The sequence below is a fragment of the Curtobacterium sp. 179-B 9B NHS genome (genome assembly GCF_045370965.1).
Lineage (GTDB): Bacteria > Actinomycetota > Actinomycetes > Actinomycetales > Microbacteriaceae > Curtobacterium.
In genome coordinates this window covers 15,350-30,648 of record NZ_JBIQDQ010000015.1, presented here as the reverse complement: position 1 = coordinate 30,648, position 15,299 = coordinate 15,350, and the positions used below count along the sequence as shown (strand labels likewise).

Sequence of the window (15,299 nt, the reverse complement as noted above, 5' to 3'; positions counted from 1 at the left end):
TCCGGACCGGGGGAGGGCGTGACCGCCCGCAGCGCTGTACCGGCCGGACGGGCGGTCCGTGTGCGGGTCCCGGCGACCTCCGCGAACCTCGGCCCGGGCTTCGACTCGCTCGGGCTGGCGCTGTCGGTCTACGACGAGGTGGTCGTCCGCGTCCGCCCGGAGCCCGGCGCGACCGTGATCGTCGAGGGCGTCGGTGCCGGTGAGGTCGCCACCGACGAGTCGAACCTCGTGGTGCAGGCCGTTCGTCGTGGCCTCGAGCACGCCGGTGTGGAGCAGCCCGGACTCGAGCTGCACGCCGTGAACGCGATCGCGCACGGCCGCGGCATGGGCTCGTCGGCCGCCGCCATCGTCGCCGGGCTGATGGCGGCCCGCGGCCTGCTCGAAGGGGTCGTCGACCTCGACGCGTCGACCCTGCTCACCCTGGCCACCGAGATGGAGGGCCACCCCGACAACGTCGCTCCGGCGCTCTTCGGTGGTCTGACGATCGCGTGGATGACCGCCGAGGGTCCCGCGGTCAAGCGCCTGCTGGTGCACCGAGGCGTCTCGCCGGTGGTCTTCGTGCCGACGTCGACGCTCTCGACGAAGCTCGCGCGGTCCCTGCAGCCCGCGAGCGTGCCGCACGAGGACGCCGCGTTCAACGTGTCGCGCTCGGCGCTGCTCGTCGCCGCCCTCATCCAGAGCCCGGAGCTGCTGCTCGCCGCGACCGAGGACCGGCTGCACCAGTCGTACCGTGCGAGCGCCATGCCGGAGACCGACGCACTGATCGGTCTGCTGCGGCAGCACGGGCTCGCCGCGGTGGTCTCCGGCGCCGGGCCGAGCCTGCTCGTGCTGGGCAGCGACCCGGCACAGCGCCTCACCGCGGCCGACCTGGTGGCGCGACACGCGCAGTCCGACTGGCGGGCGCTCATGCTGGCCGTGGACCTCGGTGGTGCTACAGTGGTGCCGCACTCGGCGCTCGAAGCCGATCCAGCGTAGGCGCACAGACCGATCCGAACCGGATCCGTCGGCGCTGGCGCAGGGTCCGGTGCGCGGGGGCACTCTCTTTCAGATCACCGAATCCCGGTCCGTCGTCTGAACGGCGGTCGCAGCGCACCCATGCGCCGGGACGGTGGAAACTCTCCGCGTTCTGCGGTTCGAAAGGAAACACCGACCTTGACGAACGTCAACGACTCCACCCCGGTGGAGATCCCCAGCGACCTGCGCGCGCTCCGTCTCCCGGAGCTCCAGCGCATCGCCTCCTCGCTCGGCATCACGGGGCTCTCGAAGCTCCGCAAGGGCGACCTCATCGCGTCGATCGAGGACAAGCGCCTCGCGACCGACGACGCCGCCCCCGCTGCCGAGACGCCGGCCGACGAGGCACCCGCCGCCGCGGAGGCCGCACCCGCGGCGCAGGAGACCCCCGCCGAGCAGCCGACGCTGGCCGCACCGGCGACCTCGCCGGCCGCCGACGACGCCGCAGCCGACCAGACGGAGTCGGCTCCGGAGCCCCGCGGTCGCCGCTCGCGCCGCGCCTCCTCGGCCGGCACGGTGAACACCGCGCAGACCTCGGCCGCGGAGCACACGAACCACGGGCACACCGGCACCGAGGACCTGCTCGCGGGGCTCGACCAGGTCCGTGCCGAGAAGGACGCGGAGGAGGCCGCGCAGTCCGGTCGCCGCCGCGGCCGCCGCGGGAACCAGGACGCCGGCCAGCAGGACGGCGGCCAGCAGCGGGACGGCGCCGAGCAGGCCGCTGCCCCCGAGACCGACGAGGCGACCGGCGCGCAGCCGACCTCGGCGACGGACCAGGGCGACCAGGCCGACCAGCAGGGCGAGGGCGGTTCGCGCCGCGGACGTCGCAGCCGTGGTCGCGGTCGTGGCCGCGGGCAGAACGCCGAGGGCACCGAACAGCAGAGCGGTGACCAGCAGGGCGGCCAGCAGAACGGCGGCCAGCAGAACGGCGGCCAGGCGAACGCCGGCCAGCAGAACGGTCAGCAGCAGAAGCAGAACGGCAAGCAGGACGAGCAGAAGTCCGGCGACGCGAAGCAGGACGACCGTCAGCCGAAGCAGAACGGCCAGCAGAAGCAGAACGGCCAGCAGCAGAACGCCCAGCAGCAGCAGCAGCAGCACGCCGACGAGGCCGAGGCCGGCCGCGGTCGTCGTCAGCGTGACCGCAAGCGCGGCCGCGGCGGCCAGAACGACGAGTTCGAGCCGGAGATCACCGAGGACGACGTCCTCATCCCGATCGCGGGCATCCTCGACGTCCTCGACAACTACGCGTTCGTCCGCACGACCGGCTACCTGCCGGGACCGAGCGACGTCTACGTGTCCCTCGGCCAGGTGAAGAAGTACCACCTGCGCAAGGGCGACGCGATCGTCGGTGCGATCAAGCAGCCGCGCGACAACGAGCAGCAGGCGCGCCAGAAGTACAACGCGCTCGTCAAGGTGGACTCGGTCAACGGCCAGACCGCGGACGAGGCAGCGGCCCGTGTCGAGTTCCACGACCTGACCCCGCTGTACCCGAACGAGCGTCTCCGCCTCGAGACCGAGCCGGCGAAGCTCAGCACGCGCATCATCGACCTGGTCGCACCGATCGGCAAGGGTCAGCGCGGCCTCATCGTCTCGCCGCCCAAGGCCGGCAAGACCGTCGTGCTGCAGGCCATCGCCAACGCGATCGCCAAGAACAACCCCGAGGCGCACCTCATGGTCGTGCTCGTGGACGAGCGGCCCGAAGAGGTCACCGACATGCAGCGCTCGGTGAAGGGCGAGGTCATCGCCTCGACCTTCGACCGTCCGGCGGAGGACCACACCACGGTCGCCGAGCTCGCCATCGAGCGTGCGAAGCGCCTGGTCGAGCTGGGCCACGACGTCGTCGTGCTCCTCGACTCGATCACCCGTCTCGGCCGCGCCTACAACCTGGCGACGCCGGCCTCCGGCCGCGTGCTCTCCGGTGGTGTCGACTCGGCGGCCCTGTACCCGCCGAAGCGGTTCTTCGGCGCTGCGCGCAACATCGAGGACGGCGGCTCGCTGACCATCCTCGCCACCGCGCTCGTCGAGACCGGCTCCAAGATGGACGAGGTCATCTTCGAGGAGTTCAAGGGCACCGGCAACATGGAGCTCCGCCTCAACCGGCACCTCGCAGACAAGCGGATCTTCCCGGCCGTCGACATCAACGCCTCCGGCACCCGGCGCGAGGAGCAGCTCCTCTCCGCCGACGAGGTCAAGATCACGTGGCGCCTGCGCCGTGCCCTCGCCGGGCTCGACCCGCAGCAGGCGCTCGACGTCGTCCTCCGCAACCTCAAGGAGACGCAGTCGAACGTCGAGTTCCTGGTCCAGGTGCAGAAGTCGGTCCCCACGACCGGCGGTCGCCACGACGGCCACCAGGAGTAACGCGTGTTCGAGTCGGTGGCCGGGCTGCTGGCGGAACACGAGGACCTGACGCAGCAGCTGTCGGACCCCGCGCTCCACGCCGATGCGGCCCGCGCGAAGAAGGTGAACCGGCGGTACGCCGAGCTCAACCAGATCAAGGCCGCGTACGAGGCCTGGCAGGCGGCGGGGGACGACCTCGCCGCCGCCCAGGAGCTCGCCCGCGAGGACGAGGCGTTCGCGGACGAGGTCCCGGCGCTCCAGGAGCAGCTGTCGGAGCGCCAGGAGCGACTCCGCCGGCTGCTCATCCCGCGGGACCCGGACGACGGCCGCGACGTCATCATGGAGATCAAGGGCGGTGAGGGCGGTGAGGAGTCGGCGCTCTTCGCGGCCGACCTCCTCCGCATGTACTCGCACTACGCCGAGACGAAGGGCTGGAAGGTCGAGCTCCTCGAGCGGACCGAGAGCGACCTCGGCGGCTACAAGGACGTGCAGGTCGCGATCAAGTCGAACGCGACCGACCCGTCCCAGGGCGTCTGGGCGCACCTGAAGTACGAGGGCGGTGTGCACCGGGTGCAGCGCGTGCCGGCGACCGAGTCGCAGGGACGCATCCACACCTCGACCACCGGCGTGCTGGTGTTCCCCGAGGTGGACGAGCCCGAGGAGGTCCAGATCAACCAGAACGACCTCAAGATCGACGTCTACCGGTCGTCCGGCCCCGGCGGGCAGTCGGTCAACACGACCGACTCCGCAGTCCGCATCACCCACCTGCCCACGGGCATCACGGTGGCGATGCAGAACGAGAAGTCCCAGCTGCAGAACCGTGAGGCCGGCATGCGCGTCCTGCGCGCCCGCATCCTCGCGCGACAGCAGGAGGAGCTCGACGCCATCGCCTCGGACGCGCGCAAGTCGCAGATCCGCGGCATGGACCGTTCGGAGCGCATCCGCACGTACAACTTCCCGGAGAACCGCATCGCGGACCACCGCACCGGGTACAAGGCGTACGACCTGGACCGCGTGATGAACGGTGCGCTCGAGCCCGTCGTCCGGTCCGCCATCCAGGCGGACGAAGAGGCACGCCTGGCCGCCATCGGCGACCAGGACGCCTAGGCCCGGTCTGGAGGCACGGATCACCTCCGACAGTCGTCCCACGTCCGCAGCGGATCGCCTCCTCGACGAGGCGACCGCTGCGCTCGTCGCGCGCGGTGTCCCGACCCCGCGCGTCGACGCCGAACTCCTGCTCGCCTGGGCGACCGACACGTCGCGGGGTGCCGTGCAGGCCCGTGCCCTGACGGGCGGCGCCATCGCGGCGGAGCACGTCGAGCGCTTCCGGTACGCCGTCGCCCGTCGCACCACCCGCGAGCCGCTGCAGCACATCACGGGCGAGGCGCACTTCCGGGCGCTGACGCTGTCCGTCGGGCCGGGCGTCTTCGTGCCCCGGCCGGAGACCGAGGGCGTCGTGCAGTTCGGCATCGACGCACTGCGTGCGACCGCGGTGGCCGAGCCGGTGGCGGTGGACCTCGGCTCCGGCAGCGGGGCGATCGCCGTCGCGATGGACACCGAGGTGCCGAACGCCCTCGTCTACGCGGTCGAGCGGTCACCCGAGGCGCTGCCCTGGACCCGGCGCAACATCGACGCGCACGGCGGCACCGTCCGACTGGTCGAGGGCGACCTCGCCGACGCGCTCCCGGAGCTCGACGGCACGGTCTCGGTCGTCGTCTCGAACCCGCCGTACGTCCCCGACGACATGGTGCCCGTCGACCCCGAGGTCCGCGACCACGACCCGGCGCTCGCGCTGTACGGGGGACTCGACGGGCTCGACGCCGTCCGGGCACTCACCGACACCGCCTGGCGGCTACTCGTCCCGGGAGGGCTCCTCGTCATCGAGCACGCCGAGCAGCAGGGCGCCGGCGTGCGCGACGTGCTCGCACGGCGGGGGTTCCGGTCCCCGGAGACGCACGTCGACCTGACGGGGCGCGACCGCACGACCACCGCCACCCGCTAGGCGGGGTGGCTCCGGGCCTCCCGGCCGTCGTCCCGGTGCCCGCACGACGCGACCTCGGCGGAGCTGCGCAGCGGTACAGCGCTGCGAGGAACCGCGCTCGTCGCTTGTCGCGGACGTGACGGGTCAGGCGGTGGCGACCCGCTGCTGGGCTGCGACGAAGGCGCGGACCGCTCTGCGCAGGTCGGTGTGCTCCTCGACCAGGACCGCGTGGATGCCGAGGAAGCGGGCCGCCTCGACGTTGACCGGCATGTCGTCGGCGAAGAACGCGCGCTCGGCGGGCACACCGTGGTGCGCGAGCGCCCGTTCGAACACCTCGGGCTCGGGCTTGCGCGCGCCGAAGTTGCTCGTCGTGTCCAGGTGCTCGCCGAAGAGCGGCGGCAACGACGGTGCCCACCTCCCGATCCACCGGCCCGCGAGCGGACCGTTGTTCGTGAGCAGGCCGACACGGCCGTGCTCGGACGCGATCCGGACGGCCTCGATGCGCTCGGGCAGCTCGGTCATCGCCGCGCCGCGGATGCGCGCCCAGTCCGCCTCGGGCACCGCACACCCCATCGCCTCGGCGAAGGCGGCGAGGTAGGTGTCCCCGTCGGGGAAGTGCCCGGCCTCGGCACGGGACTCGTGGCCGCAGTCCCACCAGCGTCGGCGGAGCTCCTCGAAGGAGTGTCCGGTGTACTCACCGAGGGCCGCCATCCGGACCCGCCAGTCGTACCGGACGAGCACGTCGTCCATGTCGAAGAGGAACAGGAGTCGGGGCGCGGGCGTCTCGTTCACGATGCCGTCCATTGTGTCGCACTATCATCGTCGAGTCATGGCCTCCCGATACGACTGCACCGACCCCGACGGGCTCCTGACCGGGATGCGGCTCGCACGTGCCGCCCTCGGCCGGGGAGAACTCGTCGTCGTCCCGACCGACACCGTCTACGGCGTCGCGGCGGACGCCTTCAGCGCGACCGCCGTCCAGCGCCTGCTCGACGCCAAGGGCCGCACCCGCCAGTCGCCGCCCCCGGTGCTGATCCCCGGACCGCCGACGCTCGAGGCGTTGGCGACCGAGATCCCGCAGCAGGTCCGCGACCTGGTCGACGAGTTCTGGCCCGGCGGGCTCACCGTCATCCTGCGCGCGCAACCGTCGCTGGACTGGGACCTGGGGGAGACCCGGGGGACCGTCGCGCTCCGCATGCCGGACTCGCGCATCGCCCTCGAGCTGCTGCAGGAGGTCGGACCGCTCGCGGTCTCCTCCGCGAACTCGACCGGTGACCCTGCCGCGATGGACGTGGACCGGGCCGAGTCGATGCTCGGCGACAGCGTGTCGGTCTACCTCGACGGGGGACCGCTCGCGGTGCACGACGGCTTCGCCGCCTCGACCGGGTCGACCATCGTCGACGCGACCGGCCTCTCGACCGGCGGGAAGCTGACGATCGTCCGACACGGGGTGATCGCCGACGAGGACATCGTCCGGGTCGTCGGAGCCGACCTCGTCACGTGAAGTACTACCTGCTCGCCGGGGCCATCGCGGCCGTGGTGAGCTTCGTCTGCAGCTGGGCCGTGTGGAAGCTCGGCCTGCGCTACGGCTGGTACCCGAAGGTCCGCGAGCGCGACGTGCACCGCACGCCCACACCGCGGCTCGGCGGGATCGCGATGTACCTCGGCGTGATCGTGTCGCTGCTGGCGGCCTGGTTCCTCTTCCCCTCCATCGCGGGGACCGACTACTTCCGGCTCGTGTTCTCGGAACCCGGGCGCGTGATCGCGGTGCTCGCGGGTGCGACGATCATCGTGGTGCTCGGTGTCGCCGACGACATCTGGGACCTCGACTGGATGACGAAGCTCGCCGGGCAGATCATCGCTGCGGGGATCCTGGCTTGGCAGGGCGTGGCGATCGTGTCGCTGCCGATCGGCAACACGCTCGGGGTCGGGTCGTCCTACATGAGCCTGATCTTCACCGTGCTCGCCGTCGTGCTCGTGATGAACGCCGTCAACTTCATCGACGGTCTGGACGGCCTGGTCGCCGGGGTCGCGATCATCGCCGGCGGCGTGTTCTTCCTCTACACGTTCTTCATCAACCGCGTGGTCGTGCAGACGGAGTTCTTCTTCAACCTGCCCTCGTTGCTCACGGCGGTGCTCGTCGGTGCCTGCACGGGGTTCCTCGTCCTCAACTGGCACCCGGCGAAGCTCTTCATGGGCGACGCCGGCGCGCTGCTCGTCGGGTTCCTGATGGCCACGAGCGCCGTGTCCGTGACGGGCAACATCGACCCCGCGGTCATCTCGACACGCCAGGCCCTGCTGCCGGCGTTCATCCCGATCCTGCTGCCCTTCGCGATCCTGATCGTGCCGATCCTCGACTTCGGGCTCGCCGTCACCCGTCGGCTCAGCGCGGGCAAGTCGCCGTTCTCGGCCGACCGGAAGCACCTGCACCACCGTCTGCTCGACATGGGGCACTCCCACTTCCACGCCGTGCTGATCTTCTACGCGTGGACGGCCACCGTCGCCGTCGGGTGCCTGCTGTTCCTCTTCGTCGAGTGGTACTGGGTGGTCACCGTCGTCGCGATCGGCTTCACCGTGTGCGCGATCGCCACCTTCGCCCCGCTCGGCCGGAAGCGCGCGGAGTTCGCCGCGCAGGCCGCCACCCGCTCGAACACCGTCGTCGACGCCAGCCTCGATCCGCTCGACCGCGCCGCCAACGACCGAACGATCCCTGGAGACCCCTCGTGACCGCACCGAACGCCCTCGACCACGTCCGGCCGGTGTTCCGCCGGATCCTCCTCTGGGCGGCCCTCCTCGCCGTCGGCCTGGCCGTCGTCGGGGGAGCCGTCGGGCTCGTCGTCGCCGGGACGCCGGGACTCGCCGGTGGCCTGCTCGGCGCCGTGCTGAGCGTGGTGTTCCTCGGGCTCACCGCGGTCTCGGTGCTCGTCGCCCTCCGGGTGTCGAAGGGGCAGATGATCTCGGGCGCCTTCTTCGGGATCGTGATGGGGACGTGGATCCTGAAGTTCGTGCTCTTCCTGGTGGTCCTGCTCGCACTGCGCGACCGCGCCTGGGTGGACTTCCCGGTGCTCGCCGTGGTGATCATCGCGGGCGTCGTCGGGTCGCTCGTGATCGACGTGGTGGCGGTCGCCAAGGCCCGCATCCCGATCGGGGTGCACCTGCCCGGCGACGCGGTCGATCCTGGGAACGACACCCCACGGCCCTGAGAGCCCGAGAAGCCTCTCGCACCTGATAGGCTTCTCGAAGTCCGCGTCCGGAGCCTCGCTCGGAGCGGACGAGCCTCCACAAAGTCCACCATCGCGTGCCGTGTGTGCGCGCGCCGACACAGGAGACAGCGCTGCTATCCCACGCTCTTCCCCTGTCCCTCACCGCCGCGGCCAACACCGTGGCGGCGGGGAGCAGCAAGGCCGCCGAATTCCATGGTCCGTCGATCAACGAGTTCTTCCCGGACCCGATCTTCTTCGCCGGGACCCCGATCGAGATGGACCGCATCGTCCTCATCCGCTTGTTCGCGGTGGCCGTGCTGCTCGTCTTCGCGTTCGTCGGGACCCGTGCCCTGAAGCTCGTCCCGAACCGCGGACAGGCCTTCATCGAGTACGCGTTCGACGTCGTCCGCCGCAACACCTTCGACAACCTCGGTGAGAAGGACGGCAAGCGCTTCCTGCCGCTCCTGGCCACGGTGTTCTTCGGTGTCCTGTTCATGAACCTGACGGGTCTCATCCCGTTCATGAACATCGCCGGTACGAGCCGCATCGCGATGCCGATGATCCTGGCGATCGTCGCGTACGTCGCGTTCATCTACGCGGGCCTCCGCAAGCACCCGGGCACGTTCCTCCGCAACGCGCTCTTCCCGCCCGGTGTCCCGTGGCCGCTCTACATCATCGTGACGCCGATCGAGCTCGTCTCGACCTTCGTGCTCCGTCCGGTGACGCTGACGCTGCGACTGCTCATGAACATGGTCGTGGGTCACCTCCTCCTGGTGCTCTTCTTCTCGGCCACCTGGTTCTTCTTCTTCGACGCCGAGAGCCTCTTCAAGCTCTTCGGCATCGGGACCCTGGCGTTCGGCATCGCGTTCAGCTTCTTCGAGATCCTCGTCGCGCTGCTGCAGGCGTACGTCTTCATGCTGCTGACCGCTGTGTACATCCAGCTCGCGCTGGCTGACGAGCACTGACCGACCCCTTCTGACCCCCATACGGCACGACATCCGTCGGGCCGCACTCGAAAGGAAAACACGTGGACGCAACGACCGTTCTCGCGGAGATCAACGGCAACATCGCGACGGTTGGCTACGGCCTCGCTGCGATCGGTCCGGCCATCGGCGTCGGCATCGTCGTCGGCAAGACGATCGAGTCCGTCGCTCGCCAGCCCGAGCTCCAGGGCCGTCTGACGACCCTCATGTACATCGGTATCGCCTTCACGGAGGCCCTGGCCTTCATCGGTATCGCGACGTACTTCATCTTCACCAACTAAGGCTTCTCGATGCAGACTGCACTCATCATCGCGGCGGAGGAGACCCACAATCCGCTGATCCCACCGGTGTACGACATCGTGTGGTCCGCGGTGGCCTTCGTCATCATCTTCCTCGTGATGTGGCGCGTCGTGACGCCGCGCATCACGAAGATGCTCGATGAGCGCACCGAGGCCATCGAGGGTGGCATCAAGAAGGCGGAGGCCGCTCAGGAGCAGGCCGCCGCTGCACTCGACGAGTACAACAAGCAGCTCGCCGACGCGCGTGCCGAGGCCTCGCGCATCCGCGAGCAGGCCCGTGCCGACGCGACCGCGATCGGCAACGAGGTCCGCGAGCAGGCGCAGGCAGATGCAGCACGCATCACCGCCAACGCCCAGGCGCAGATCGAGGCCGAGCGGCAGAGCGCGCTCCAGTCGCTGCGGAGCGAGGTGGGCACCCTCGCCCTCGACCTCGCCTCCGGTGTGATCGGTGAGTCCCTCCGGGACGACGCGAAGTCGGCTGCGGTCGTCGACCGCTTCATCGCCGACCTCGAGGCGTCCCAGGGCCAGCCGGCCGGGGAGCGCTGAGCATGCGGAGCGCCACGCGGTCCGCACTCTCGTCCACGCGGGCGGTCCTCGCTGACCTCGGCGGGTCGGTCGACCTCGCCACGGGCATCGAGATCCTCTCCACCGGGCGTGCGATCGCCGGTTCGTCCCAGCTGCTCGGACTGCTGGCGGACCCGACCGCGGACGTCGTCGGCAAGAAGGTCCTCATCGACCGCGTCTTCGCCGGTCAGTCCGAGGCGACGCGTGCGGTGCTGACCGCGGTGGCCGGCTCGCGCTGGTCCTCGCCGTCGGACCTGCTCGCGGGTGTCGAGGACGCGGGCATCCGCGCCGTCGCCGGAACCGCATCGTCGGAGACGTCGATCGAGGCCGAGCTGTTCTCCTTCGAGACCGCCGTCCGCTCGGACGCGGCGCTCGAGCTGGCACTGGGCACGAAGCTCGGCAGCCCGTCGGAGAAGGCTGCGCTCGTCCAGCGGCTCGTCGGTTCGAAGGTCTCGGCGCAGACCACCGCGATCCTGGAGCACCTCGTGCAGCAGCCGCGCGGCCGCCGCATCGGTGAGATCGTCCGCGATGCCTCGCGCATCGTGGCCGACCAGGCCGGCAAGCTCGTCGCCACGGTGACCACCGCGGCCCCGCTCTCGGACGGTCAGGCGGCTCGCGTCGCCCGCGGCATCAGCGAGCGGTACGGCAAGGACATCAGCGTCAACCAGGTCGTCGACCCCGCGGTCGTCGGCGGGATGCGCGTGCAGGTCGGTGGCGACGTCATCGACGGCACGGTGTCCACGCGCCTGTCGGAGCTCCGGCTCCAGCTGGCCGGCTGAGCGTACCGTCGAAGCCGACCCCTCCAAGTCCACAACGGGAACTGTCCATCACCGGGCAGCATCACCCTCTCGGAGCCGCAGGGCCCCGGAAACCAACAAGGAAAATCCCATGGCAGACATCACCATCAGCCCCGATGAGATCCGTGATGCCCTGAAGGACTTCGTCTCGAACTACGAGCCGACGAAGGCCTCCACGGCCGAGGTCGGGCACGTCACCGACGCGGGCGACGGCATCGCGCACGTCGAGGGCCTGCCCGGCGTCATGGCGAACGAGCTCATCCGCTTCGAGGACGGGACCCTCGGTCTCGCGCAGAACCTCGACGAGGACGAGATCGGCGCCATCGTGCTCGGCGAGTTCGGCGGCATCGAGGAGGGCCAGGAGGTCACCCGCACCGGCGAGGTCCTCTCGGCTCCCGTCGGCGACGGCTTCCTCGGCCGCGTGGTCGACCCGCTCGGCAACCCGATCGACGGTCTCGGCGAGATCCAGGCCGAGGGTCGCCGTGCCCTCGAGCTCCAGGCCCCGGGCGTCATGTCCCGCAAGTCGGTCCACGAGCCGCTGCAGACCGGCATCAAGGCCATCGACGCGATGATCCCCGTCGGCCGCGGTCAGCGTCAGCTGATCATCGGTGACCGCCAGACCGGCAAGACCGCCATCGCGATCGACACGATCATCAACCAGAAGGCCAACTGGGAGTCGGGCGACGAGGACAAGCAGGTCCGCTGCATCTACGTCGCCATCGGCCAGAAGGGCTCGACGATCGCTTCCGTCAAGGGTGCGCTCGAGGACGCCGGTGCGATGGAGTACACCACCATCGTCGCCGCCCCGGCCTCCGACCCGGCCGGCTTCAAGTACCTCGCCCCCTACACCGGTTCGGCCATCGGCCAGCACTGGATGTACGGCGGCAAGCACGTCCTGATCATCTTCGACGACCTGTCGAAGCAGGCCGAGGCCTACCGTGCGGTGTCGCTCCTCCTGCGTCGTCCGCCGGGCCGCGAGGCCTACCCGGGTGACGTCTTCTACCTGCACTCCCGCCTGCTGGAGCGTTGCGCGAAGCTGTCCGACGACCTCGGTGCCGGTTCGATGACGGGTCTCCCGATCATCGAGACCAAGGCGAACGACGTCTCGGCCTACATCCCGACCAACGTGATCTCGATCACCGACGGCCAGATCTTCCTGCAGTCGGACCTGTTCAACGCGAACCAGCGTCCGGCCGTCGACGTGGGCATCTCGGTGTCCCGCGTGGGTGGTGACGCCCAGGTCAAGTCGATCAAGAAGGTCTCCGGCACGCTCAAGCTCGAGCTCGCGCAGTACCGCTCGCTCGAGGCGTTCGCGATGTTCGCGTCCGACCTCGACCAGGCGTCGCGTCGCCAGCTGGACCGTGGTGCGCGCCTGACGGAGCTCCTCAAGCAGCCGCAGTACTCGCCGTACCCGGTCGAGGAGCAGGTCGTCTCGATCTGGGCCGGCACGAACGGCAAGCTCGACGAGGTGCCCGTCCCCGACGTGCTCCGCTTCGAGGCCGAGCTGCTCGAGCACCTGCGTCGCAACTCCGACGTCCTGACCACCCTGCGTGAGACGAACCAGCTCAGCGACGAGACCGTCGCCGCGATGGACCGCGAGATCGACGCCTTCACGAAGGGCTTCCAGACGAGCGACGGCAAGACGCTCGGCTCGGAGTCGTTCGACGCGGCCCAGGCCGAGGACGTCGACCAGGAGCAGATCGTCAAGGGTCGTCGCTAGATGGCGGCACAGGTCCGGGTCTACCGCCAGCGCATCAAGTCGGCGAAGACCACGAAGAAGGTCACCCGCGCGATGGAGCTGATCTCGGCGTCGCGGATCCAGAAGGCACAGGCGCGCATGGCCGCGTCCGGTCCGTACTCGCGGGCCGTGACGCGGGCCGTGTCGGCCGTGGCGACGTTCTCGAACGTCGACCACGTGCTGACCACCGAGCCCGAGTCGTCGACCCGCGCAGCCGTGGTGCTGTTCACCTCGGACCGCGGCCTGAACGGCGCGTTCAGCTCGAACGTCCTCAAGCAGGGCGAGGAGCTCGCCTCCCTGCTCCGCAGCGAGGGCAAGGACGTCGTGTTCTACCTCGTCGGTCGCAAGTCGGTCGGGTACTTCGCGTTCCGCGAGCGCCCGTCCGAGCGGCAGTGGATCGGCGGGACGGACCAGCCGGAGTTCTCGACGGCGAAGGAGATCGGCGACGCGGTCGTGTCGAAGTTCCTCCAGGACACGGCGGAGGGCGGCGTGGACGAGATCCACATCGTCTTCAACCGGTTCATCAGCCTCGCGACCCAGGAGCCGCAGGTCGTGCGCCTGCTCCCGCTCGAGGTCGTCGAGGGTGTGGAGGAGCCGTCGAACGGTGAGCCCCTGCCGCTCTACGAGTTCGAGCCCGATGCGGACGCCGTCCTCGACGCGCTGCTCCCGGTCTACATCGAGAGCCGCATCTTCAACGCCATGCTGCAGTCGGCTGCTTCCGAGCACGCCGCCCGGCAGAAGGCCATGAAGTCCGCCAGTGACAACGCCGACTCGCTCATCAGCGAGTTCACCCGTCTCGCGAACAACGCGCGTCAGGCCGAGATCACCCAGCAGATCTCCGAGATCGTCGGCGGCGCCGACGCCCTCTCGTCGAAGAAGAAGTAGTGGTCCGCGAAGCTCGCGGACAGAACCCCTCAGGAAGGCACCAGCCATGACCGACACCGCCACCACCGCGGTCGAGACGTCGTCGGCGCCCGGTGTCGGCCGGATCGCCCGTGTCACGGGTCCCGTCGTCGACATCGAGTTCCCGCACGACGCCATCCCGGAGATGTACAACCTCCTGTACACGACCATCACCATCGGTGACTCGTCGCAGGAGATCGGCCTCGAGGTCGCGCAGCACCTCGGCGACGACCTGATCCGCGCCATCTCGCTGAAGCCGACCGACGGCCTGGTCCGTGGTCAGGAGGTCCGTGACTCGGGCGCCCCGATCTCGGTCCCCGTCGGCGACGTCACCAAGGGCAAGGTCTTCGACGTGCTGGGCAACGTGCTCAACACCGACGAGAAGCTCGAGATCACCGAGCGCTGGCCGATCCACCGCAAGGCCCCGGCCTTCGACCAGCTCGAGTCGAAGACCACCATGTTCGAGACCGGTATCAAGTCGATCGACCTCCTCACGCCGTACGTGCAGGGTGGCAAGATCGGCCTCTTCGGTGGTGCGGGCGTCGGCAAGACGGTCCTCATCCAGGAGATGATCCAGCGCGTCGCGCAGGACCACGGTGGTGTGTCGGTGTTCGCCGGTGTCGGCGAGCGCACCCGTGAGGGCAACGACCTCATCGGCGAGATGGAAGAGGCGGGTGTCTTCGACAAGACCGCCCTCGTGTTCGGCCAGATGGACGAGCCGCCGGGAACGCGTCTGCGCGTGGCCCTGTCGGCGCTGACGATGGCGGAGTACTTCCGCGACGTCCAGAAGCAGGACGTGCTCCTCTTCATCGACAACATCTTCCGGTTCACGCAGGCCGGCTCCGAGGTCTCGACGCTGCTCGGTCGCATGCCGTCCGCGGTGGGCTACCAGCCGAACCTCGCCGACGAGATGGGTGTGCTCCAGGAGCGCATCACCTCGACGCGTGGTCACTCGATCACCTCGCTGCAGGCGATCTACGTGCCGGCCGACGACTACACCGACCCGGCTCCGGCGACCACGTTCGCGCACCTCGACGCCACGACCGAGCTCTCGCGTGAGATCGCGTCGCAGGGTCTGTACCCGGCCATCGACCCGCTGACCTCCACGTCGCGGATCATGGACCCCCGGTACCTGGGTGCCGACCACTACGAGACGGCGACGCGCGTCAAGCAGATCCTGCAGAAGAACAAGGAGCTGCAGGAGATCATCGCGATCCTCGGTGTCGACGAGCTCTCCGAAGAGGACAAGATCACGGTGGAGCGCGCTCGTCGCATCCAGCAGTTCCTCTCGCAGAACACCTACATGGCCAAGAAGTTCACGGGTGTCGAGGGTTCGACGGTCCCGCTCAAGGACACGATCGAGTCCTTCCGCGCGATCGCCGACGGCGAGTTCGACCACGTGGCGACGCAGGCCTTCTTCAACGTCGGTGGCATCAACGACGTCGAAGAGAAGTGGGCGCAGATCCAGAAGGAGAACCGCTGA

At 69.6% G+C, this 15,299-nt stretch carries 15 protein-coding genes; 14 read left to right on the top strand and 1 reads right to left on the bottom strand.

Features of this window, described 5'->3' with window-relative positions; translation table 11 throughout:
* Positions 1 to 18 precede the first annotated feature (18 nt).
* The 4 genes from thrB to prmC all read left to right on the top strand — a co-directional run bounded on the left by thrB (position 19) and on the right by prmC (position 5,350).
* Positions 19 to 975, top strand: a complete 957-nt coding sequence (gene thrB / locus ACH0A8_RS12610; RefSeq protein ID WP_251155148.1) for a homoserine kinase — start codon at positions 19 to 21, stop codon at positions 973 to 975.
* A 177-nt stretch (positions 976 to 1,152) separates the two neighbouring features.
* Positions 1,153 to 3,369 (top strand): transcription termination factor Rho, encoded by a 2,217-nt coding sequence (gene rho, locus ACH0A8_RS12605; protein ID WP_406907307.1) that lies wholly within the window; start codon positions 1,153 to 1,155, stop codon positions 3,367 to 3,369.
* 3 nt (positions 3,370 to 3,372) lie between these two features.
* Positions 3,373 to 4,455 carry a peptide chain release factor 1 gene (gene prfA, locus ACH0A8_RS12600; RefSeq protein WP_066654635.1) on the top strand — a complete coding sequence of 361 codons (1,083 nt, stop codon included), beginning with the start codon at positions 3,373 to 3,375 and terminating at the stop codon, positions 4,453 to 4,455.
* A gap of 19 nt (positions 4,456 to 4,474) precedes the next feature.
* Positions 4,475 to 5,350, top strand: coding sequence for a peptide chain release factor N(5)-glutamine methyltransferase (gene prmC / locus ACH0A8_RS12595; RefSeq protein WP_406907323.1), 876 nt, complete (start codon positions 4,475 to 4,477; stop codon positions 5,348 to 5,350).
* Positions 5,351 to 5,473: 123 nt separating this feature from the next.
* Here prmC and ACH0A8_RS12590 read toward each other — a convergent pair whose 3' ends face one another.
* Positions 5,474 to 6,133, bottom strand: a complete 660-nt coding sequence (locus ACH0A8_RS12590; protein WP_406907306.1) for an HAD family hydrolase — start codon at positions 6,131 to 6,133, stop codon at positions 5,474 to 5,476.
* Between the two features lie 25 nt (positions 6,134 to 6,158).
* On the opposite strand from ACH0A8_RS12590, the gene ACH0A8_RS12585 reads away from it, so the two are divergent.
* From ACH0A8_RS12585 to atpD, 10 genes are all read left to right on the top strand, one after another.
* Positions 6,159 to 6,833 (top strand): L-threonylcarbamoyladenylate synthase, encoded by a 675-nt coding sequence (locus tag ACH0A8_RS12585; RefSeq protein WP_066654631.1) that lies wholly within the window; start codon positions 6,159 to 6,161, stop codon positions 6,831 to 6,833.
* Positions 6,830 to 8,056: an MraY family glycosyltransferase gene (locus tag ACH0A8_RS12580; RefSeq protein WP_066654629.1), complete on the top strand. Its 1,227-nt coding sequence runs from the start codon at positions 6,830 to 6,832 to the stop codon at positions 8,054 to 8,056. Before ACH0A8_RS12585 ends, ACH0A8_RS12580 begins: the two co-directional genes overlap by 4 nt.
* Positions 8,053 to 8,532: a hypothetical protein gene (locus ACH0A8_RS12575; RefSeq protein ID WP_406907305.1), complete on the top strand. Its 480-nt coding sequence runs from the start codon at positions 8,053 to 8,055 to the stop codon at positions 8,530 to 8,532. The genes ACH0A8_RS12580 and ACH0A8_RS12575 overlap by 4 nt, the downstream gene beginning before the upstream one ends.
* Positions 8,533 to 8,711: 179 nt before the next feature.
* Positions 8,712 to 9,497: a F0F1 ATP synthase subunit A gene (atpB, locus tag ACH0A8_RS12570; protein WP_144411309.1), complete on the top strand. Its 786-nt coding sequence runs from the start codon at positions 8,712 to 8,714 to the stop codon at positions 9,495 to 9,497.
* Between the two features lie 62 nt (positions 9,498 to 9,559).
* A complete protein-coding gene (atpE, locus tag ACH0A8_RS12565) occupies positions 9,560 to 9,796 on the top strand; it encodes an ATP synthase F0 subunit C (RefSeq protein WP_027465781.1) in 237 nt (78 codons plus the stop codon).
* Between the two features lie 9 nt (positions 9,797 to 9,805).
* Positions 9,806 to 10,360 carry a F0F1 ATP synthase subunit B gene (locus ACH0A8_RS12560; protein WP_066654628.1) on the top strand — a complete coding sequence of 185 codons (555 nt, stop codon included), beginning with the start codon at positions 9,806 to 9,808 and terminating at the stop codon, positions 10,358 to 10,360.
* Positions 10,361 to 10,362: 2 nt separating this feature from the next.
* Complete coding sequence (locus tag ACH0A8_RS12555; protein ID WP_066654626.1) at positions 10,363 to 11,157, top strand: F0F1 ATP synthase subunit delta; 795 nt, start codon at positions 10,363 to 10,365, stop codon at positions 11,155 to 11,157.
* A gap of 109 nt (positions 11,158 to 11,266) precedes the next feature.
* Complete coding sequence (gene atpA, locus ACH0A8_RS12550; protein WP_066654625.1) at positions 11,267 to 12,895, top strand: F0F1 ATP synthase subunit alpha; 1,629 nt, start codon at positions 11,267 to 11,269, stop codon at positions 12,893 to 12,895.
* The gene (locus ACH0A8_RS12545; RefSeq protein ID WP_069710758.1) at positions 12,896 to 13,798 is read left to right on the top strand and encodes a F0F1 ATP synthase subunit gamma; all 903 of its coding nucleotides are present in this window, start codon (positions 12,896 to 12,898) and stop codon (positions 13,796 to 13,798) included. It begins immediately after the preceding gene.
* Between the two features lie 46 nt (positions 13,799 to 13,844).
* The gene (gene atpD, locus ACH0A8_RS12540) at positions 13,845 to 15,299 is read left to right on the top strand and encodes a F0F1 ATP synthase subunit beta (RefSeq protein WP_066654617.1); all 1,455 of its coding nucleotides are present in this window, start codon (positions 13,845 to 13,847) and stop codon (positions 15,297 to 15,299) included.